This window comes from Pseudomonas azerbaijanorientalis, from assembly GCF_019139795.1.
GTDB lineage: Bacteria > Pseudomonadota > Gammaproteobacteria > Pseudomonadales > Pseudomonadaceae > Aquipseudomonas > Aquipseudomonas laurylsulfatiphila.
The window spans coordinates 4306485-4327827 of the sequence record NZ_CP077078.1 but is presented as its reverse complement, the minus strand read 5'-3'; the positions used below and the strand labels follow the sequence as shown (position 1 = coordinate 4327827).

Below are 21343 nucleotides of genomic sequence, written 5' to 3'. Positions count from 1 at the left end.
GCCGACCAATCTCTCGCAGGCATACCCGGATCAACTGTGGGAGCGAGCCTGCTCGCGAAGATGGCCTGCCAGCTGACCGAAATCTTGCTGATGTACTGAGTACCTGTGGGAGCGAGCTTGCTCGCGATAGCGACCTGTCAGTCGACCAGGTACATCACTTTCTGATTCACCCCCACCCAGATACCTGTTCCCCAAAACCACATGGTCCGTTTGAGGGATGCCCGCCGCTTTGCGCATTGTTTGAATGCCAGCGTAGGGGCACTACACCCGCCCCGTTGCACGCGCGCCCCGGCGGATGGGGTGAACAAAGGAGAACAATAAAAATGCTCAACCAAGACCTGATTCGCCAGCGTCTGAGCCAACGTGCCCGTGAGTTGGTGCCGATCCTGCGTGAACGCGCCCTGAATGCTGCGCAAGCCGGGCAGTTGCCTGAAGAAACCCTGAAGGATTTTCACGACGCCGGGTTCTTTCGCATCCTGCAACCGTCCCGTTGGGAAGGCTATGAGCTGGAGCCCAAGGATTTCTTCGACGTGCAGATGACCCTGGCCGAAGGCTGCATGTCATCGGCCTGGGTGCTGGGGGTGGTGGCGATCCACAACTGGCAGCTGGCGCTGTTCGACGACCGCGCCGCGCAGGATGTCTGGGGGAGCGATTCCAGCGTGCTGATCTCCTCTTCCTATATGCCGGTGGGCAAGGTCGAGCGGGTCGACGGTGGTTTCAAGTTGAGCGGGCGCTGGGGCTTTTCTTCCGGCAGCAAGCACTGCGACTGGGCGTTCCTCGGTGCGCTGGTGCCGCCGGAAGAGACGGGCGGGGCGCCGGATTACCGGACGTTCCTGGTGCCGCGCAGCGACTACCAGATTCTCGACAACTGGAACGTCATGGGCCTGGAAGCCACCGGCTCCCACGACATTCTGGTGGAAAACGCCTTCGTTCCCGAGTATCGCACCCATCGCGCGCTCGACGGTTTCATGCAGAACAGTCCGGGCAATGCGGTCAACACCGCGCCCTTGTTCCGCCTGCCGTTCGGGCAGATTTTCGTGCGTGCAGTGTCGTCGTCCGCCATCGGTGCCCTGCAAGGTGCGGTGGATCAGTTTGTCGAGCACAACCGCGCCCGGGTCGGGGTCAATGACGGTCGCAAGATGGTCCAGGACCCGGCTGCGCAATCGGCCCTGGCCAATGCCATGGTCTGCGTCGACGAGTGCAAAACCGTGCTGCATCGCAACTTCGCCTTGATGCTGGAGCGCGCGCAGAAGGGTGAGCCGTTGAGCATGCCCGAGCGGGTGAAGATGCGTTACGACTCGGCGCTGGTGGCCGACAAGTGCGCCAAGGCCGTTGGTGACCTGATGTTCAACAGCGGTGCCTCGACGATCTTCCGCAGTCACGCGATCAACCGTGCCTTCCGCGACATTCACACCGGTCGCGCCCACGTCGCCAACAGCCCGGCCAAGTACGCCTGGAACCTTGGCGGCGTGAGCATGGGGCAGGACAGCAGCGACTTTTTCCTCTGACGCTTCCCTACAGCTCTTTTTCTATGAAACGGGCTAGTCCGTTTGCGTGATTCGAGCGCCCCGTCGATGCACGAGCATTGGCGGTAAGGCGAAGGTCTACGGCGCCGACTGCGCATCCAAATAAGCACAAGGATCAACCATGAAATTTTCCCTGATTTACGAAGCCCAGACGGTGGACTCCAGCCGCGAAGGCGACCGCAAGATTTTCGAAGACACGGTCGAGCAGGCCGTGCTGGCCGACAAGCTCGGCTTCGACACCTTCTGGTGCGTAGAGCACACGGCGCTGAGCAACTACTCGCACATGTCCGCGCCGGAAACCATGCTGGCTTTCGTGGCCGGTAAAACCGAGCGCATCGGTATCGGCCACGGCGTGGTCTGCCTGCCTCCGGCGATGAACCATCCGGTGAAAGTCGCCGAGCGCATCGCCACCCTCGACCTGCTGTCCAAGGGCCGTGTGCACTTTGGCGTCGGCAAGGGCGGCACCCAGCAGGAAGCCGGCACCTTCGGCTATGACCTGGCGACCTTGCAGCCGCAGATCGACGAGATGATGTACCTGATCCCGAAAATGTTCGTGCAGGACGAGATCGAGCACAACGGCGACTTCGTGCAGATCCCCAAACGCCCGATCCATCCAAAGCCGTATCAGGACCCGCACCCGCCGATGTACCTGGCGTGCACCAACACCGAGTCGCTGAAGAATGCCGGCGGTCGTGGCATGGGCGCGTTGGTGCTGGGCTTCGGTGGCCCGGAAGAAATCGCCAAGAAGGTTGAGGTGTATCACTCGGCCTACGACAACCGCGATGAGAAGAAGCAAGTGGGCTTCCGCCCGAACCGGCACATCGCAGCCTTGTGCCCGGCCATCGTGCTGGACGACAACGAAGAAGCGCGCCGCATCGGTATCCGTGGCCAGCGTTACTTCATGGAATCCCTGGGCTACTGGTACGGCGGTGGCGAGCGCCCGGATCCGCAGAAGTGGAAGGACGACACCTTCGTCGACGGCAACGGCCAGAGCGTGATCAAGTCGCGCTTCGCCTCCGAAGAAGTCAGCGTCGACTTCTCCGACCCGACCATGGCCATGATGAACCCGAACCACGCCTACGGCACGGTCGAGGATTGCATCGGCTACGTGCAGCGGCTGATCGACGCCGGCGCCGACGAAATCCTGTTCATCTGCCAGATGGGCACCGTGCCGCAGTGGGCGCAGCTCGAGACACTGAAGAACATTGGCGAGAAGGTGATTCCGCACTTTCGCAAGGGTTGATGCCGGACGAGGCCTGTTGGTTAACGAATGCTCTCCATTCGGACCGAACCTGTGGCGAGGGGGCTTGCCCCCGTTCGGCCGCGCAGCGGTCGCAAAACAGGGTTGCACGGTTTTTCAGACATTCCGTGTCGCCTGGATTTGGGACTACTTCGTAGTCCAGCGGGGGCAAGCCCCCTCGCCACAGGATGCAGCACAAGGCTATCAATCCCATATGTTTCAGGCCTGGCACGGACGCCAGGCCAACTTTCCAACGGGTCCCCAAGGCCCGTTTTTTTATGCCTGCACTAATCCCGCAGCCACCACACCTCTGTAGGAGTTGCCGAAGGCTGCGATTTTTTGATCTTTATTTTCCATCGACTCCGAAAAAGTTGCGATCAGCGAAAACTCCTACTGTGATTTCCCGGTCTTGACGAAGAGGTCCAAACGCCCATTATTTTGTTGGCCTTTATTGAAGGTCATTGCTGCTGTAATTGTTTCAAATATATACCTGGGTGTTGTGAGTGGTTGATATCACTCCTATATTTCATCAGCTGCTCGCAGTGATTATTTTTTACGAGAGCAAAAACAACAAACAAGCGTCGCCACTAAACTCGGCAAGGAATCATTCCATGCGAAAATACAACGCAATGTTTACAGGCCTGCTCCTCGCTGGACTACTCAGTCCACTTGTCAGCCACGGAAAGCAGATGGAGGATAAGACTGATATTCAAGCACTTGCCACATCTCCTCAATGGTTGACAACCAAGGTTTACATAGAGGGAGCCCCGGAAGTAGACCTCAAGGAGAAATATCCGGGTGTTGTTGGAATATCAATGTGGGATCCCGGACGTAATCGCTATGAATTTTTTTATACCGAAACCGGGCAATCAAAGTATGACAATGGCGGCGGCGGTTACTTCCTTGTCACCGGTGATAAAACAACGCATATCCTGGTGCCTGATAAAGGAACGGTCAGAACGGTGGTCAGAAGACTGGAAAAGTTGAATGACGAAGAATTCACCTACTCACGAGAGGTGCCTCGTGACATGGTAGACACCAATGCCCCTGTCCGGATCTATGTGGTCCATGCGCCCTACAAAGGACCTTTAAAAACCTCGATGTCGCACTAAACGCCTTTCGGTAGTCATTTATTAAGTAATTATTTCGATGCTTCAAGGTGCCCGCGTTAAATGACGCCACTCTGAAATAACATCCATAAAAACCTAAAAATAAAAGGTGCAACATGAGTATGAAGTTCAGAACGCTATTGATGTCTACGCTACTGCTGGCCGGAATATACTCGGCTGGCGCCCATGCACAGCCGACAACGTCTTCGGTCGCAAAAGACGCTATCGCCACGCAAGATAATGCACTCATGCTGACTGTTTTCCTGAAGCACGATCAATCGCGCCCATTGGGAGAGTTGAAAGAGCAACTCGCCAAACAGGAATTTTACAAGGTGTTCCCTCCGGCCGGGGTGGAGGTTGTCAGCTGGAATATAACCATGGGAATAGGGCAGGTCATCGTTCTACGCCTGCCTGCCTCGCGTCTCGCAGCGGTCAACCTCGCACTTGAAAACACCGCGTGGGGAAGTTACCGGACAGAGTTCTTTCCGACCTATGATTTCAAGGAAATAGCCCTGGCAGAGCAAAAGAAAGTGCGAGAAGCCAAGTCTACCCAGTAATCACAGCGCAAATGCGCAGCGTCTTGAGCCTGTAGGATTTTCCTCGGCTGTGAACACAATTGCACTTTCCTCAAACGGGCCATTTATGGCCCGTTTTTTTATACCTGCAGTAAGCCCACAGCCACGACACCTTCGGCAGCTCCTATGGGTGTTTGTGAGGGTTGTTTAATGCCTGTCGGAATCACTTCTTGAAAGCTACAACGCCTTGCGTCGTTGCCTACAGGTACGCCAGAATCCGCCGGCTTGTGCGCCTTGGGGCCCCGCGGTAACTTGATCTGTGTCACTGATTCCCAGTGATCGGGTTTAGTAGCCCGAGGCTTAATCCAAGACGTACAACGCATCAATCAGGCTGTATGCCTGCATTTTGATGGTGGCTGTACGTAGGGCGCCCTTGGGCGCGCCGGCTTCTTGGATTCCCCGGTCTACTAACCTGCGTACAGCTGCCACCCCTTCTTTTAGTAGAGAAGTGGTTCCAGCCCACATCAGGAATCCACACTATGATCAAACCTACGCCAAATCCTCCGGACGCTGATCCGACATCTCCCTACGAAAGCCCCGATTCCAAAAAACTCAACGAAGCCGCCGAGCGAGCCCTCGCTTACCACTTCCCTTCAATCGCCGACATCAAAGCCACCCCTCGAACAATCAGCACGCTGTTCAGCGTCGACCCTGAGGCCACGACCGAAACCCTGGTGGTTTATCTGGTCGAGACGTTGGCCTCGGTGGATGTGATGGTGCATCAACTGGTGGATCATCTGGAGGGCGGTGACCGTAATGCACTGCTGGGCATTTCCAACAGCGTCATGCTCGCCGAAATCACCGCGAACCGCGTGCTCGATCAAATCGAACCGGCCGCATAAACCCGCCATACCACTGACCCCTGTGGGAGCGGGCTTGCTCGCGAAGAGGCCCGTACATTCAACATCTCTGTTGACTGACACGCCGCCTTCGCGAGCAAGCCCGCTCCCACAGTTTTGAATGCGTGTACCCCGTCATTTCCGCTAGTCCCATTGGACGATGTTGCCCCTCCCCGAACCCGTTTGAATAGCTCCTACAAATAGCCCTTACATAAAGTCTCCCCCGGCAGTCGCCGAAGGGCGGCACGGCCTGAGTAAAACGAGGAGTGCATCCATGGATATCCGTGGTCTGGGTTACGTCACCCTGTTATCCAGCGACCTGGCGCAATGGCGCCATTACGCAAGCCAGGTGCTGGGCATGATGGTCAGCGGCGACGATGAGCTTTTGTACCTGAAAATGGACGAGCGTCATTACCGCGTGCTGGTGCAGAACAGTGCCGAGAACGGCTTCGGTGCCTGCGGCTGGGAAGTGGCCGGCAAGGCGGCGCTGGAGCAGGCGGTCAGCGAGCTGCAACAGGCCGACGTGCAAGTGACCCGTGGCACCGCGTCCGAAGCCGAACTGCGCAAGGTCCAGGAGCTGGTGCACTTCAGCGATCCGGATGGCAACCGCCACGAAATTTTCTGGGGCCCGCTGCAGGACTTCGCCCGTTTTGTTTCGCCGGTGGGCGTCAAAGGCTTTGTCACCAACGACCTCGGCATGGGCCACGTGGTGTTGCCGGCGCCGGCCTTCGAACGCTGCCGCGACTTCTACGAACAAGTGATGGGATTCGGCCTGTCGGACCTGATGAAAGTCCGCTTCACCCCGGACCCGGCCGAGCCGCAAAAGCGCATCCACTTCCTGCACTGCAACAACGGCCGTCACCACTCGCTGGCGATTTTCGAGTGCCCGATGCCCCACGGCTGCGTGCACATGATGGTCGAGGTCAACGCGCTGGACGAAGTCGGTCGTGCCCTGGACCGCGTCCACGCCAACGGCGTGAAGCTGTCGGCCACCCTCGGCCAGCACACCAACGACCAGATGATTTCTTTCTATATCAAGACCCCGTCCGGTTTTGACCTGGAGTACGGCTGCGACGGCCTGGTGGTCGACTGGGACCGCCACACGCCGTTCGAAAGTACCGTGGTCAGCCACTGGGGCCACGACTTCAGTGTCGGTCGCCAATGAGGAACATGACGATGGACAAGCAAATGACCACCGCCGAGATCGTCGGCCAACTGCGTGATGGCATGACCATCGGTATCGGTGGCTGGGGCCCGCGCCGCAAGCCGATGGCGCTGGTGCGGGAGATTCTGCGCTCGGACCTCAAGGACCTGACTGTGGTGGCCTATGGCGGAGCCGATGTCGGCATGCTTTGCGCCGCCGGCAAGATCAGGAAACTGGTGTTCGCCTTCGTCTCCCTGGATTTCATTCCGCTGGAGCCGTACTTCCGCAAGGCGCGCCAGGAGGCGGCGCTGGATGTGATGGAGATCGATGAAGGCATGCTGTTGCTTGGTCTGCGGGCGGCGGCGATGAATGTGCCGTTCATTCCGACCGCCGTGGGCTTGGGCACCGATGTGCTTCGCCACAACCGCCAGATCAAGTTGATCGCCTCGCCCTACGCCGATGGCAAGGATTGGGTGGCGATGCCGGCCCTCAAGCTCGACGCAGCACTGGTGCACGTCGACCGTGCCGACAAACGCGGCGTGTGCCAGATCAGCGGCCCGGATCACTACATGGACGACCTGTTCGTGCGGGCCGCGACCCACAGCTACGTGACTTGCGATGAACTGGTCGACAGCGAGTACTTCCATCAGGACAGCGCCCATGCCCATCAAGTGTTCTGGGAACGCAACCTGACCACAGCCGTGGCCCACGTGCCGGGCGGTGCGCATCCGTCGTCCTGCGCGCCGCTGTACGGGTTCGACGTCGCGCACTTCAAGGCCTACAACGCCACGGTGCAGGCCGCCGATGGCTGGGAAGGTTACGTGCGGGAATACGTCGACTGCACCCACGAACAGTACCTGGACAAGGTTGGCGGCCTGGCTGCGATCCGTGAACTGCCGTTGCCGATTTTCTAAGGGAGCCTTGCGATGAGCACTACCACTTACAGCCTCGCCGAGCTGATGATCTGCGCCGCCTCCGAAGCCTGGCGCGAAGACGGCGAAGTGTTGGCCTCCGGCATCGGTGTGATCCCGCGCCTGGCGGCATCCTTGGCCATGCTGACCAGCAACCCGCAACTGCTGATGACCGATTCCGAAGCCTACATGGTCGCCGAGCCGGTGCCTTTGGGCGCACGCAAGGGCTATGAGCCCAAGCGCGACAGCTGGATGGGTTTCTCGCGGATTTTCGATAACGTCTGGGGCGGCAAGCGCCATGCACTGGTCGGCCCGACTCAGATCGATCGCTTTGGCCAGGCGAACATTTCCTGCATCGGCGACTACGCCAAACCCAAGGCGCAGATGCTCGGCGTGCGCGGTTTCCCCGGCAACTCGATCAGCCACGCCAACTCGTTTTGCGTGCCGAGCCACAACCGTCGGGTGTTCGTCGAAGGCGAGGTCGATATGGTCGCCTCGGTCGGCTACAACCCGGCCCGCCTGGCGCGCGGCTGGTCGCTGGACGACATCGACATCCGCCTGATCATCACCGACCTCTGCGTCCTGGATTTCCAGGGCCCGCAACGGCAGATGCGCATCCGTTCGCTGCACCCCGGCGTGACGGCGACGCAGGTCCAGGACAACACCGGCTTCGAGTTGCACGTGCCGGACGACTGCCCGACCACCGCGGCCCCGACCACCGAGCAATTGCAACTGATCCAGCGTCTGGACCCGCACAACCTGCGCGCCCTGCAGCTTAAAGACAACCCGCCAGGCCAGCGCTGAGCGCCCGCGTTTTCGGAGACAAGTGATGGCTGAACATAACGACAAGAACGAGGCCGAAGTGGTCCTGTACGAAGTGCGCGACGCGGTGGCAATCGTCACCATGAACCGCCCCGAGTACCACAACGCGCAGAACTCGCAGATGACTTATGCGCTGGACGCGGCGTTTCGCCGGGCCTGCGATGACGATGAAGTGAAGGTCATCGTGTTGCGCGGCGCCGGCAAGCATTTCTCCGCCGGGCATGACATCGGCACCCCGGGCCGCGACGTCGACAAGAGCTTCGATCGCGCCAGCCTGTGGTACGACCATGTGAACAAGCCGGGCGGCGAGTTTCTCTATGCCCGCGAACAGGAAGTCTACCTGGGCATGTGCCGGCGCTGGCGCGAGATGCCCAAGCCGACCATCGCCATGGTCCAGGGCGCGTGCATTGCCGGTGGGCTGATGCTGGCCTGGGTGTGTGACCTGATCGTCGCCAGCGAGGATGCTTACTTCGCCGATCCGGTGGTGCGCATGGGCATTCCCGGGGTCGAGTATTTCGCCCACGTGCATGAATTGAACCCGCGCATCGCCAAGGAATTCCTGTTCCTTGGCGAACGCATGCCGGCACCGCGTGCCTATCAGATGGGCATGCTCAATCGGGTGGTTGCTCGCGACGAGTTGGAGCAGCAGACCCTCGACATCGCCGGGCGCATCGCCCAGATGCCGCGCCTGGGCCTGCAATTGAGCAAGCAAGCGGTGAACAACGCCGAAGACCTGATGGGCAAGCGCGCGACCATGGACATGGTGTTCGGCCTGCATCACTTCGCCCATGCCCACAACGAACTGGTGTCCGGCGACCGCCTCGGCGGCTACGACGCCAAGGCCATGGCCAGTTCCCAGCGCAAAACGGGCGAGGCGTGAGCATGGCGATTTCGTTGAATACCCGCCTGACCGAGCTGCTCGGTTGCCGCTATCCGATCATCCAGACCGCCATGGGCTGGGTCGCCGATCCGAAACTGGTGGCGGCCACGGGCAATGCCGGTGGTTTCGGTTTTCTCGCCGGGGCCACCATCGAACCGCAGCAGATGGAAGCGGCGATCCTCGAAACCCGGCGCCTGACCGATCAGCCGTTCGGGGTGAATTTCCACATGTACCAGGCCAATGCCGGCGAGATCGTCGAGCTGGTGTTGCGCCACAAAGTCCGTGCGGTCAGCTACAGCCGTTCGCCGGGCAAGCAAATGATCAGCCGCCTTAAGGATGCCGGCGTGGTGTGCATCCCCACGGTAGGTGCGCTCAAGCATGCGCAGAAAGCCGTGGAAATGGGCGCCGATGCGGTGACCGTACAGGGCGGCGAGGGCGGTGGGCATACCGGTTCCGTACCGACCTCGATGCTGCTGGATCAAGTGGTCAACGCGGTCTCAGTGCCGGTGGTGGCGGCGGGCGGCTTCAAGGACGGCAAGGGCCTGGTTTCTGCATTGGCCTACGGTGCCGAAGGCATCGCCATGGGCACACGTTTTTTGATGTGTGCCGACAGCCCGGTGCCCCAGGCGACCCTGGCGCGTTACCTGGCAGTGAAAGACCCGGCGGCGATCATCATCAGCCGCGCCATCGACGGCATGCCGCAACGGATGATCCGCAACGAGTTGCTCAACCAGCTGGAAAACAGCGGCGGTCTCAAGCGCCTGTTGCTGGCCTTGCAGAGTGGTCTGGCCTACCGCCGCCACACGGGCATGAGCCTGACGCAACTGCTGACCAGCGCGCTGAAGATGCGCGGTGCCGGAGAGCTGACCGCCGCGCAAAGCATCATGGCCGCCAACGCGCCGATGGTGATCCAGAAAGCCATGGTCGACGGGCAACCGGCCGCGGGCGTGTTGCCCGCCGGACAGATCGCCGCATCCATCGACAGCTTGCCCAGCTGCGCCCAATTGATTGAACAGATCGTCCGCGACGCCGAAGCGCGCCTGGGCGAGCTGTGCCGCCGTGTGTCGTGAAGGGGCCATGCATTGTGAAGGAAGGAAACCATGAAACCATTTAGCGTCAGCATCGATAACGGCATTGCCGAACTGGTGTTCAACCGGCCACCGGTCAACGCCTTCAACAACCAGGGCTGGGCTGATATTGCCAGCGAGATCGAGGGCCTGGGCCGCAACGACGACGTGCGGGTGATCCTGATCCGTGCTGAAGGTCGCGGCTTCTGTGCCGGGGTCGATATCAAGGAACTGGCCGCCGACGGCAACCTGATCGTCGCGGTGAACAAGGGCAACTACGACAGCTTCAAGGCCATTCACCGCAACCCGAAACCGGTGATAGTGGCCGTGCACGGCTTCGTGCTGGGCGGCGGCATTGGTATCTGCGGCGCTGCCGACATCATTGTCGCGTCCGAGTGCGCCACCTTCGGTGTGCCGGAAGTGGATCGCGGGGCCATGGGCGGCGGCGCGCATTTGCAGCGGCTGTTCCCGGTGCAGAAGGTCCGCCACATGTACTTCACCGGCGAGCCGATCGACGCCGCCGAGGCTTACCGCCTGGGCGCAGTGGAGCAGGTGGTCAAGCGTGAAGACTTGCGTGAAGCCGCGTTGCAGATCGCCCGCACCATCGCCGCCAAGAGCCCGGGCATGATCAGCCTGGCCAAGGAAGCGCTGACCGGCATCGAAGACGGCAATCTGGAAGACAAATACCGCTGGGAGCAGGGCTTCACCCTCGAAGCCTACCGCTCACTGGACTCTCAGGAAGCACGCGACTCGTTCGTCGAGAAACGCGATGCCCGATTCAACGGCTGAAGGCATATCCATGGACCTGACCTATACCCCGGCCCAGCAGGCCTTTCGTGCCGAGGCGCGGACCTGGCTGGCGGCCAATGTACCGAGTGAACCGCTGCAATCGTTCGACACCGAACAGGGCTTTGCCGAGCACCGCGCCTGGGAAGCCAAGCTCAACGAAGGCCGTTGGGGCATGGTCACCTGGCCGACCGAACTCGGCGGGCGCGGCTGCGACCTGATCGAGTGGCTGATTTTCGAGGAGGAATACTACCGTTCCGGGGCACCGGCACGGGTCAACCAGAACGGTATCTTCCTGCTCGGCCCGACCCTGATGGAGTACGGCAGCGAAGAACAAAAGGCTCGGTTTCTGCCGCGCATGGCCACCGGCGAAGACATCTGGGCCCAGGCCTGGTCCGAGCCGGGTGCCGGTTCCGACATGGCGGCGATCCGCTCCAAGGCGGAACGGGTGGGCGACCACTACGTGATCAATGGCCAGAAGACCTGGTCGACCCGCGCGGTGTGGGCCGATTGGGTGTTCGGTATTTTCCGTACCGATGCACAGTCCCAGCGCCATCACGGCCTGACCTTCATCCTGCTGCCGCTGAATACGCCGGGCATCACCGTGCGGCCGATTCCGCAGCTCAATGGTTTGCCGGGTTTCGCCGAAATCTTCTTCGACGACGTCAAGGTGCCGGTGGAAAACGCCCTCGGCGGCGAAGGCATGGGCTGGCACGTGGCGATGTCCACCGCCGGTTTCGAGCGCGGTTTGTTGCTGCGTTCGCCGGCGCGTTTCCAGGAAACCGCCAAGCGTCTGGTGCAGCTGTACCTGGCCAACCGTGAGCAGGCCGACCGCGACCCGGCCATCGGTGAGGCGGTGATGCGCGCCTGGCTCGATGCCGAGGCGTACACCCTGAGCACCTACATGACGGCCTCGCAACTGGTGCAGGGCGGCAAGATCGGGCCGGAATCGTCGACCAACAAGATCTTCTGGTCCGAACTCGACCAGCGCATGCACGACACCGCCATGAGCATTCTTGGCCTGCGTGGTGAGCTGCTGCCGCAAGCCCCGGCCGCCGGTGACGTCGGCCATTGGCTGGAAGGTTTCCTGTTTGCCCAGGCCGGGCCGATCTACGCCGGCACCAACGAGATTCAGCGCAACATCATTGCCGAACGCATGCTCGGCATGCCGCGTGCCTGAGGAATAGACCATGGACTTTAGTTTCAGCCGCGACCAACTGCTGTTTCAGGACAACGTCCGCAGCTTCCTGATCAACGAAGTCACCCCGGAACGCATTCGCGAACTGTGGCAGAGCGATAGCGGGCGCAGTGAGCGACTCTGGGCGCAACTGGTGGAACTGGGCCTGACCGCGCTGACCGTGCCCGAGGCGCAGGACGGCATGAGCATGAATGAACTGGATTTCGTGCTGATTGCTCAGGAATGCGGTTACGCCGGTCTGCCCGAACCGCTGGTGGACACCATGCTGGTGGGCGTGCCGATGCTCGCCGCCCTCGATGAGCAACACGCGACGCTCAAGCAATACTGGTTGGCGCGAGTTGCCGAGGGCAGTGCACGTCTGACCGTTTCTGAACCGGGGAACCCGCTGGTCAGCGATGCCCATGTTGCCGATCTGCTGTTGCTGGCCCATGGCGATGAAGTGCATGCACTGGAGCGCGATGCCGTGCGCCTGACCCGCAATGAGTCGGTCGACCCGAGCCGTCAACTGTTCCAGGTCGAATGGACGCCGACTCACGCTACTTGCGTGGCCAGCGGCGAACAAGGAAGGCAACTGTGGGCGGCCGCCTTCAACCGAGGCGCTCTCGCCAGCGCCGCGCAATTACTGGGGCTGGCCAAACGCATGGTCGACCTGGCGGTGGACTACACCTTCGAGCGCAAGCAGTTCGGCAAGCCGGTCGGTTCGTTCCAGGCGGTCAAGCATTTGATGGCCAACGTCGCGGTGCAGATCGAGTTCGCCAAAGGCCCGCTGTACCGCGCCGCTTATGCGCTGGCCGAGCAGCAACCGGGGCAGGACGTGCTGGTGTCCCACGCCAAGCTGGCAACGGCGGAAGCGGCCATGCTCGCGGCGAAGAACACCATCCAGGCCCATGGTGCCATGGGTTACACCTGGGAAGTCGACCTGCATTTGTTCATGAAACGCGCCTGGGCGCTGGACAAGGTCTGGGGCGATCGTGGCCGTCACAAAGGACGGATTCGCGCGGCGCTGTTCGACGGCGAGCCGATGCTGGGTGCGGGCAGTACGTTTTAACCCGTCAGTAAGGGTGACGAAATCCCTGTGGGAGCGAGCTTGCTCGCGATGGCGGTGCGTCAGATGGCATCAATGTTGGATGTGTCGGCCTCATCGCGAGCAAGCTCGCTCCCACAGGTTTTTCGGCGCTCTCAATACCAGATTTCAATTTTTTCACCGAGGTAGACCATGCCTGAAGCCTATATCGTCGACGCCCTGCGCACGCCCACCGGGCGGCGCAAGGGTGGTCTGAGCCAGATTCACGCCGCCGATCTGGGCGCGCATGTTTTGCGCGCACTGGTCGAGCGCAATGACATTCCCGACGAGGATTACGACGACGTGATCTTCGGCTGTGTCGACACCATCGGCCCGCTGGCCGGTGACATCGCCCGCACCAGTTGGCTGGCGGCCGGCCTGTCGCAATCAGTGCCGGGCACCACCATCGATCGCCAGTGCGGTTCGTCCCAGCAAGCGGTGCACTTCGCGGCGCAAGCAGTGATGAGCGGCACCCAGGACGTGGTCATCGCCGGTGGCGTGCAGACCATGACCCAGATCCCGATTTCCTCGGCGATGATCGCTGCCGAGCCCTTGGGCTTCACTGATCCGTTCAGCGGCTCCGAAGGCTGGGTGCGGCGTTACGGCGCGCAACCGCCGACGCAGTTCCGTTCGGCGCAGATGATCGCCGAAAAGTGGGACCTGTCCCGGGCGCAGCTCGAAGCCTATTCGCTGGAGTCCCATCGACGGGCCCTGCAGGCCATCGAGCAAGGTCGCTTTAATCGCGAAATCGTGCCGTTGGCCGGTGTGCTGCACGATGAAACGCCGCGCCAGACCAGCCTGGAAAAAATGGCCGAGCTGGAATTCCTGTTCGGCTGCGACCGGGTCACCGCTGCGGTGTCGAGCCAGACCTGCGACGCGGCCAGTGCGATGCTGATCGTCTCGGAGGCGGCGCTCAAGCGTTACGGCCTGACGCCCCGGGCACGCATCCATCACCTGAGCGTGCGCGCCGAAGATCCGATCTGGATGCTCACCGCGCCTATCCCGGCCACGGCTTATGCGCTCAAGCGTGCGGGGATGAAACTGCAAGACATCGACCGGGTGGAGATCAACGAAGCCTTCGCTTCGGTGGCCATGGCCTGGTTGAAAGAGACGGGCTATCCGCACGAACAGACCAACGTCAACGGTGGCGCGATTGCCCTCGGCCATCCGCTCGGCGCCACTGGCACCCGCTTGATGTGCACCTTGCTGCATGAACTGGAGCGCAGCGGCGGACGCTTTGGCCTGCAGACCATGTGCGAAGGCGGTGGGCAGGCCAATGTGACCATCATCGAACGTTTGTAAATCAGGAAACACACCGATCCTGCAGGAGCGAGCCTGCTCGCGATGGACTCAAGAACGACGCGGTTATTCAGATACCCCGCGTATTCGTTAACGACCATCGCGAGCAGGCTCGCTCCTACAGGGGATTGTGTCGCGTAGTGATGAATTTGAAGGATCTAGAACATGAAAATCTGTGAAAACCGCGTCGTGATCATCACCGGTGCCGGCGGTGGTCTGGGCCGCGCCTACGCGATGGCCTTCGCCGCCGAAGGCGCGAAGGTGGTGGTCAACGACATCAACCGCGAAGCGGCACTGGCCGTGGTCGGCGAAATCCTCGGCCAGGGCGGCAGTGCCGTGGCCAACAGCGACGACATCACCCGCTACGACTCGGCGGGGCTGATCGTGCGCCAGGCCGTCGAAACCTTTGGCGACCTGAACGTGGTGGTCAACAACGCCGGCATCTGCCGCGACCGCATGTTCGCCAGCCTCAGCGAGTCCGACTGGGACGCCGTGGTGGCCGTGCACCTCAAAGGCCACTTCTGCATTTCCAGCCACGCCGTGAAGTACTGGCGTGAGCAGGCCAAGGGTGGTGCCAAGGTCGATGCGCGAATCATCAACACAAGTTCCGGCGCCGGTTTGCAGGGTTCCATTGGCCAGTCCAACTACGCGGCGGCCAAGGGCGGTATTGCTTCGCTGACGCTGGTGCAGGCGGCCGAACTGCGTCGTTACGGGATCACCGCCAATGCCCTGGCGCCGGCCGCGCGGACCGGGATGACCGAGCAGGTGTTCGCCGACACCATGAAAAAGCCTGAAGCGGGCTTCGATTACTTCGCCCCGGAAAACGTCGCGCCGCTGGTGGTGTGGCTGGGTTCCGAGGCGTCCGCCGAGGTGACCGGGCAGATGTTCGAAGTCGAGGGTGGCAAGTTGTCGATCGCCGATGGCTGGCGCCGTGGCCCGCAACTGGATCGCCAGGGCCGCTGGGCGGTTGGCGAGATGGGGGATGCTGTCGCGCAGCTGCTGATGCAAGCGGTCCCGGCGGCCAAAGTGTACGGCAGCTGAAAAAGACCGGTCTCAGATGGGCGGCACGCGGCTATAATCGGCCAAAATCGAACCCCTGTGGGAGCGAGCTTGCTCCGGGCGGCGTTCCGACGATGGACTCCAGCGCGACGCGTGTATTCAGACAGAACGCGTTATCGTTCACGTCCATCGCGAGCAAGCTCGCTCCCACAGGTTTCACGTGATCTTCCCATCACCACACGAGACCTGCCATGACCATTTCCCTGTACGACGCTTCCGTGCCTGTTTTCCAGCAAATGCTCAACGCCCTGAGCGATGTACTGAAAAAGGCCGAGGCTCACGCCGCCGAAAAAAACATCGACCCTAACGCCTTCCTGCAAGCGCGCCTGTTCCCGGACATGTTCCCGCTGGTGCGCCAGGTACAGATCGCCGTTGATTTCGCCAAGGGCGTTTCTTCCCGTCTGGCCGAAGTTGAAGTGCCGAAGTACGACGACACCGAAACCACTTTCGCCGAACTGCAAGCGCTGCTGAGCAAAGTTCTGGCTTACATCGGCGAGTTCACGCCTGAGCAGATCAACGGCAAGGAAGGCATCGAGATCGTCACCCGTCCGGGCACGCCTAAAGAGAAGCGCTTCAGCGGCCAGTCCTACCTGCTGACCTATGGCCTGCCGCAGTTCTTCTTCCACGTCACCACCACTTATGCACTGCTGCGCCACAACGGCGTGGAAGTGGGCAAGCGCGACTACATGGGCGCGTTCTAAACCGCCCGGGTACAAAAAAGCCCCCGCAACCTCAGGCTGCGGGGGCTTTTTCATGTGCACGCATTGTTCACTTCACCGCAAACCTGTGGGAGCGGGCTTGCTCGCGAAGAGGCCGGCACATTCAAAAATGATGTTGCCTGCCATGCCGCCTTCGCGAGCAAGCCCGCTCCCACATGGGGCGGTGGGGTCAGGCCAGACGCTCGGCCTTCTGCTCTTCACCCAGGCAAGCCGCCGCGGTGAACAGCACATCGGTGGACGAGTTCAGCGCGGTTTCCGCCGAGTCCTGCAACACGCCGATGATGAACCCGACCGCCACCACCTGCATGGCGATTTCGCTCGGGATGCCGAACAGACTACACGCCAGCGGAATCAGCAACAGCGAACCGCCGGCTACACCCGAAGCACCACAGGCGCAGATCGCCGCGACCACGCTCAGCAGGATCGCGGTGGGAATGTCCACGGTGATGCCCAGGGTGTGTACGGCGGCCAGGGTCAGCACGGTGATGGTGATCGCCGCGCCGGCCATGTTGATGGTCGCGCCCAGCGGGATCGATACCGAGTAGGTGTCTTCGTGCAGGCCCAGGCGCTTGCTCAATTCCAGGTTGACCGGAATGTTCGCCGCCGAACTGCGGGTGAAGAATGCGGTAATGCCGCTTTCGCGCAGGCAGGTCAGCACCAGCGGATACGGATTGCGGCGCAGTTTCCAGAAGACAATGATCGGGTTCATCACCAGTGCCACGAACAGCATGCAGCCCAGCAGCACGGCCAGCAGGTGCGCATAGCCGATCAAGGCGCCGAAGCCGGAGGTGGCCAGGGTCGAGGCCACCAGCCCGAAGATGCCCAGCGGAGCGAAACTGATCACCAGGCGCACGATCACGGTCACGCCATTGGACAGGTCGCCCAGCACTTCACGAGTGGTGTCGCCGGCATGGCGGATGGCGATGCCCATGCCGATGGCCCACGCCAGAATGCCGATGAAATTGGCGTTCATCAGCGCGCTGACCGGATTGTCGACCACGCTCAGCAACAGGCTTTGCAGCACTTCGCCAATCCCGCCTGGCGCTGTGACCGTGACGTCCTGGGTCGACAGCACCAGGCTGGACGGGAACGTCATGCTGGCAACCACCGCGACCACGGCGGCGGCGAAAGTGCCCAGCAGATACAGGAACAGAATCGGGCGGATGTGGGTTTCCTGACCGTGCTTGTGGTTGGCAATCGACGCCATGACCAGCACGAACACCAGAATCGGCGCGACGGCTTTCAGTGCCGAGACAAACACTTTGCCGATGAACGCCGTGGATTTCGCCACGTCGGGGGCCAACAGGGCCAGGGTAATACCGGCGATCAGGCCGACCACGATCTGTGTGACCAGGCTCAAGCGTTTAATGCGGTGTAATAGAGAAGGGGATGAAGCAGTCATAAAACAGCATCTCTGATTTTTATTAATGCATGGTTTCGCAGGTTTGCGGCAACAAACAGGGCAGGCCGCAGGCAGGAAACCGAGAAGGAAACACAGGGATCAATGTCTTTTAAGGTGTTGAACGTCGCATTTCTTGTGGGAGCGAGCTTGCTCGCGATGACGGTGGCACAGTCCATAGTTGCGTTGTCTGACAGTCCGCCATCGCGAGCAAGCTCGCTCCCACAGGTTTTGCCCTTAAATAATCGGCATTAACCACAGGGTGTACTTTTTCAGGGCGCGGACTTTATCACAGCGCAGGACCGATCTTTCAGACCTGTGACGAACTGCCGCCCTGGTCTTCAACGCGAATTGCAGGTTCGTGCAACCGCATCCGAAAACACTCTGTTAAGATTTGCCATCCTCATTTTCATGTCTGCCAGTGGGCCTTCGGGCTATCGCTGGTGTCGTCGTTTTCTGGAGTTGTGCATGCGGTTGTTGCCCATTCTTCTGTTGTCTGCCGCCGGTTTCACGGTGCTGACCACGGAATTCATCATCGTTGGCCTGTTGCCGGCTATCGCCAGGGACCTGGAGGTCAGCATCCCACAGGCCGGTTTGCTGGTGACCTTGTTCGCGTTTACCGTGGCCGCGTTCGGGCCGTTCCTGACGGCCTGGTTCGCCCGCTTCGAGCGGCGCAAGCTGTTCATCTCGGTGCTGATCCTGTTTGGCCTGGCCAATACGCTGGCGGCGCTGGCGCCGAACATCTGGGTGATGGCGTTTGCCCGGTTGATCCCGGCGCTGGGGCTACCGGTGTTCTGGGCGCTGGCCAGCGAAACGGCGGTGGACATCGTCGGGCCGGATTACGCCGGTCGCGCCATCGCCAAGATCGGCTTCGGCATTGTCTGCGCCACGGTGTTCGGCATTCCGGTGGGCACGCTGATTTCCGATGCGTTCGGCTGGCGCAGTGCCTTTGCGATTCTGGCGGTCATCGCCTTTGCCAAGGCGCTGCTGCTGTTTATCTATCTGCCCAGGACCAACCTGCACCAGCATCAGGTGAGCCTTGTGTCGCAGTTCAAGATCCTGCGCAGCCCGCTGATGCTCGGCCATGTGTTGCTGTCGGTGATTGTGTTCAGCGGCATGTTCACGGCCTATACCTATCTGGCCGACATCCTCGAGCGTCTGGCCGGCTTCAACGGCACCGTGGTCGGTTGGTGCCTGATGGGCTTCGGCGCGGTCGGGTTGATCGGCAACTCCCTGGGCGGCCGGGCGGTGGATCGGCATCCGCTGATGGCGTCGATGATGTTCTGCGCGTTCATGATTGCCGGCCTGGTGGCGCTGGTGCCGAACATCCATTCGCCGCTCGGTCTGGCGGCGGCGATGGGCATCTGGGGCGTGACTCAGGCGGCGTTGTTCCTGGTCAGCCATGTGCGCCTGATGAAAGCCGCGCCCGAAGCGCCGGCATTTGCCGCGTCGCTGAACATCGCCGGGGCCAACCTCGGTATCGGCCTGGGCGCGATGATCGGTGGTCGGGTGATCGACAGCGTCGGCCTGCAAGGCCTTGGCTTTGCCGCCGCCGCTTTCATTCTGGCTTCGATCCTGCTGGCCATCGCCCTGATGACGTTCAAGCCGCGCGAAGCGGTTACAGCGCTGTAAACAGCTCGCGTCGGGCACCTTCGGTAATGGCGACAATGCCGGGGTGCTTGACCTTGCGCTCCACTGAGATGGCATAGAACGACTCGCTCACCGCGTCGGTCTGGCCGATCACTTGCACGCCATACTGGCGTTGCACTTCATCGGCAATCACGCTCGGGCCGATGAAGATCCCGCTGCCGGATTGGCCGAAGGCCTGCATCAGGGCGCTATCGTCGAACTCACCGACAATCTGTGGCTGGATCTGCTGCTCGGCGAACCAGCGCTGCAAACGGCTGCGCACCACGGTTTCCGGACCTGGAATCAGCAGTGGCGCACCGTGCAGGTTGCGCGGGAAGTCCTGACCGAAGCGTGCCGCCAACTCAGGGGTGGCGAAGAAGCTGATCCCGCACTCACCCAGTTTCTGGCTGTAGCCCTTGATGTCCAGGTGCGACGGCATCGGGCTATCGGAGATCACCAGGTCCAGGCGCTGGATCGCCAGGTCGGCCAACAAACGTTCAAGCTTGTCTTCGCGGCAGGTGATGCGCAGCGGTTCGCTCAGCTCCATGGTCGGTGCAATCAGGCGATAGACGATGGACTTGGGCACTACGTCGGCCACCCCGACCCGAAACAGAATCTGCTGCTCGTTGGGTTGTGCCCGCAGCATCAGTTCCAGTTCGCCACCCAACTGGAACATTTGTTCGGCATAGGGCAGTGCCTGGCGACCGGCCTCGGTCAGTTCGAGTTGCCGTCCGACGCGCCGAAACAACTCGATGCCAAAGGTCTGTTCCAGCAATGAAATCTGCCCGCTGATGGTTTGCGGCGTGAGGTTCAGTTGTTCGCAGGCGCGCACGATGCTGCCGGTCTTGGCCACCACCCAGAAATAATGCAGTTGTCGATAATTCAACATAGGTACGGTCCCTACATCAAAGCAAGAAAGTATGGGTTCGTAAAAAACGAAGTATATACCGCAAAAATACGAATTTTACTGAAGTGTTTGCTTCCCTAGAATGCATCGCTATCAACGGGCCATCGTTTCGGTCCCGTTCGTTCTATCGAGGGAAGCATCATGAAAATTAAAGCCACGGCGCTGTTGATCACATCTTTACTGGTATTGGCCGGTTGCGACCAGGCCGAGAAAAGCGCTCAACAGTTGATGGGCAAGGCCGCCGAAAGCGCCAAACAGGCGATTGACGATACCCACAAGGCTGCCGAACAAGCACTCAACGATGCCACCAGCGGGTTGCTCAGCAAAAAAGAATCATCGGAAAAAGAATCGGAAAAAACCGAATCTTCCTCCCAGGAAATCTAAACCGTATTACAACGAGTCAGGACTGACCCATGGACTACCTTTTACAACTTGCCGCCAGCCCCACTGCCTGGGTTGCCCTGGCCACCCTGGTGGTGATGGAAATCGTGCTCGGCATCGATAACCTGATCTTCATTTCGATCCTGACCAACAAGCTGCCCGAGCAACACAGGCAGAAGGCGCGGCGCATCGGTATCGGCATGGCGCTGATCCTGCGATTGGGTCTGCTGAGTACCATCGCGTTCATCGTCCAGTTGACCGCTCCGGTGATCGAGATTCTCGGCCACGCGTTTTCCTGGAAAGACATGATCCTGATCGCCGGTGGCCTGTTCCTGTTGTGGAAGGCGACCACCGAGATCCATCACAGCATGGACCCGGCGCCGGATGATCCGACGTCCAAGACATCCACCGTGACCCTGGGCTTTGCTGCGGCGATCGGCCAGATCCTGATGCTGGACATGGTGTTTTCCATCGACAGCATCATTACCGCTGTCGGCATGACCGAGCATTTGCCGATCATGATCATCGCGGTGGTGGTGTCGGTGCTGGTGATGTTGTTTGCCGCTGATCCGTTGGCCAAGTTCATCAACGACAACCCGACGGTGGTGATGCTGGCCCTGGGCTTCCTGATCATGATCGGCATGACGCTGATCGCCGAAGGCTTCGGCGCCCATGTACCGAAAGGCTACGTCTATGCGGCCATGGCGTTCTCGGCTTCGATCGAGGTGTTGAACATGATGTCTCGCCGGGCCCGGCAGAAGCAGGTAAACGCTGACGCTTGACGGTAGAT

21 protein-coding genes are annotated in these 21343 nt (G+C 60.8%); 19 read left to right on the top strand and 2 right to left on the bottom strand.

Translation table 11 applies throughout. From position 1 onward, the window contains the following. The first annotated feature begins 323 nt into the window (after positions 1 to 323). From KSS91_RS19185 to KSS91_RS19110, 16 genes are all read left to right on the top strand, one after another. Positions 324 to 1508 (top strand): acyl-CoA dehydrogenase family protein, encoded by a 1185-nt coding sequence (locus KSS91_RS19185; RefSeq protein WP_217835778.1) that lies wholly within the window; start codon positions 324 to 326, stop codon positions 1506 to 1508. Positions 1509 to 1647: 139 nt separating this feature from the next. Further along, positions 1648 to 2769 (top strand): LLM class flavin-dependent oxidoreductase, encoded by a 1122-nt coding sequence (locus tag KSS91_RS19180; protein WP_217835777.1) that lies wholly within the window; start codon positions 1648 to 1650, stop codon positions 2767 to 2769. A gap of 608 nt (positions 2770 to 3377) precedes the next feature. Continuing rightward, positions 3378 to 3878: a DUF4822 domain-containing protein gene (locus tag KSS91_RS19175; RefSeq protein WP_217838449.1), complete on the top strand. Its 501-nt coding sequence runs from the start codon at positions 3378 to 3380 to the stop codon at positions 3876 to 3878. Between the two features lie 119 nt (positions 3879 to 3997). Continuing rightward, a complete protein-coding gene (locus KSS91_RS19170; protein ID WP_217838448.1) occupies positions 3998 to 4432 on the top strand; it encodes a hypothetical protein in 435 nt (144 codons plus the stop codon). Positions 4433 to 4929: 497 nt separating this feature from the next. After that, positions 4930 to 5292, top strand: coding sequence for a DUF6124 family protein (locus KSS91_RS19165; protein ID WP_217835776.1), 363 nt, complete (start codon positions 4930 to 4932; stop codon positions 5290 to 5292). A gap of 271 nt (positions 5293 to 5563) precedes the next feature. Beyond that, positions 5564 to 6454: a VOC family protein gene (locus KSS91_RS19160; RefSeq protein ID WP_126050365.1), complete on the top strand. Its 891-nt coding sequence runs from the start codon at positions 5564 to 5566 to the stop codon at positions 6452 to 6454. An 11-nt stretch (positions 6455 to 6465) separates the two neighbouring features. Next, complete coding sequence (locus KSS91_RS19155; protein WP_217835775.1) at positions 6466 to 7347, top strand: CoA transferase subunit A; 882 nt, start codon at positions 6466 to 6468, stop codon at positions 7345 to 7347. Between the two features lie 12 nt (positions 7348 to 7359). Further along, on the top strand, positions 7360 to 8148 hold the full coding sequence (locus KSS91_RS19150) for a CoA-transferase subunit beta (RefSeq protein ID WP_217835774.1): 789 nt from the start codon (positions 7360 to 7362) through the stop codon (positions 8146 to 8148). A 25-nt stretch (positions 8149 to 8173) separates the two neighbouring features. After that, positions 8174 to 9046 (top strand): enoyl-CoA hydratase, encoded by an 873-nt coding sequence (locus tag KSS91_RS19145; RefSeq protein WP_217835773.1) that lies wholly within the window; start codon positions 8174 to 8176, stop codon positions 9044 to 9046. Positions 9047 to 9048: 2 nt separating this feature from the next. Then, a complete protein-coding gene (locus KSS91_RS19140) occupies positions 9049 to 10116 on the top strand; it encodes an NAD(P)H-dependent flavin oxidoreductase (protein ID WP_217835772.1) in 1068 nt (355 codons plus the stop codon). 30 nt (positions 10117 to 10146) lie between these two features. Further along, positions 10147 to 10902, top strand: coding sequence for an enoyl-CoA hydratase family protein (locus KSS91_RS19135; protein ID WP_217835771.1), 756 nt, complete (start codon positions 10147 to 10149; stop codon positions 10900 to 10902). 10 nt (positions 10903 to 10912) lie between these two features. After that, complete coding sequence (locus KSS91_RS19130; protein ID WP_217838447.1) at positions 10913 to 12079, top strand: acyl-CoA dehydrogenase family protein; 1167 nt, start codon at positions 10913 to 10915, stop codon at positions 12077 to 12079. A 10-nt stretch (positions 12080 to 12089) separates the two neighbouring features. Beyond that, a complete protein-coding gene (locus KSS91_RS19125; protein ID WP_217835770.1) occupies positions 12090 to 13145 on the top strand; it encodes an acyl-CoA dehydrogenase family protein in 1056 nt (351 codons plus the stop codon). A 168-nt stretch (positions 13146 to 13313) separates the two neighbouring features. Beyond that, on the top strand, positions 13314 to 14462 hold the full coding sequence (locus KSS91_RS19120; RefSeq protein WP_217835769.1) for an acetyl-CoA C-acetyltransferase: 1149 nt from the start codon (positions 13314 to 13316) through the stop codon (positions 14460 to 14462). A gap of 162 nt (positions 14463 to 14624) precedes the next feature. Then, complete coding sequence (locus KSS91_RS19115) at positions 14625 to 15500, top strand: SDR family oxidoreductase (protein ID WP_217835768.1); 876 nt, start codon at positions 14625 to 14627, stop codon at positions 15498 to 15500. A 209-nt stretch (positions 15501 to 15709) separates the two neighbouring features. Beyond that, positions 15710 to 16219: a DUF1993 domain-containing protein gene (locus tag KSS91_RS19110; protein WP_217835767.1), complete on the top strand. Its 510-nt coding sequence runs from the start codon at positions 15710 to 15712 to the stop codon at positions 16217 to 16219. 187 nt (positions 16220 to 16406) lie between these two features. Here KSS91_RS19110 and sstT read toward each other — a convergent pair whose 3' ends face one another. Next, entirely contained in the window at positions 16407 to 17639 is a 1233-nt protein-coding gene (gene sstT, locus KSS91_RS19105; RefSeq protein ID WP_217835766.1) for a serine/threonine transporter SstT, read from the bottom strand. A 465-nt stretch (positions 17640 to 18104) separates the two neighbouring features. Between sstT and KSS91_RS19100 the strand changes: the two genes are divergently transcribed. Next, on the top strand, positions 18105 to 19268 hold the full coding sequence (locus KSS91_RS19100) for an MFS transporter (RefSeq protein WP_217835765.1): 1164 nt from the start codon (positions 18105 to 18107) through the stop codon (positions 19266 to 19268). Here the strand turns inward: KSS91_RS19100 and nhaR are convergent. Then, complete coding sequence (gene nhaR / locus KSS91_RS19095) at positions 19255 to 20154, bottom strand: transcriptional activator NhaR (protein ID WP_007977140.1); 900 nt, start codon at positions 20152 to 20154, stop codon at positions 19255 to 19257. The two genes, KSS91_RS19100 and nhaR, sit on opposite strands and share 14 nt — an antisense overlap. Positions 20155 to 20313: 159 nt before the next feature. Between nhaR and KSS91_RS19090 the strand changes: the two genes are divergently transcribed. Continuing rightward, a complete protein-coding gene (locus KSS91_RS19090; RefSeq protein WP_217835764.1) occupies positions 20314 to 20556 on the top strand; it encodes a hypothetical protein in 243 nt (80 codons plus the stop codon). A 29-nt stretch (positions 20557 to 20585) separates the two neighbouring features. Beyond that, positions 20586 to 21335 (top strand): TerC family protein, encoded by a 750-nt coding sequence (locus KSS91_RS19085; RefSeq protein ID WP_007977136.1) that lies wholly within the window; start codon positions 20586 to 20588, stop codon positions 21333 to 21335. Positions 21336 to 21343: the final 8 nt, after the last annotated feature.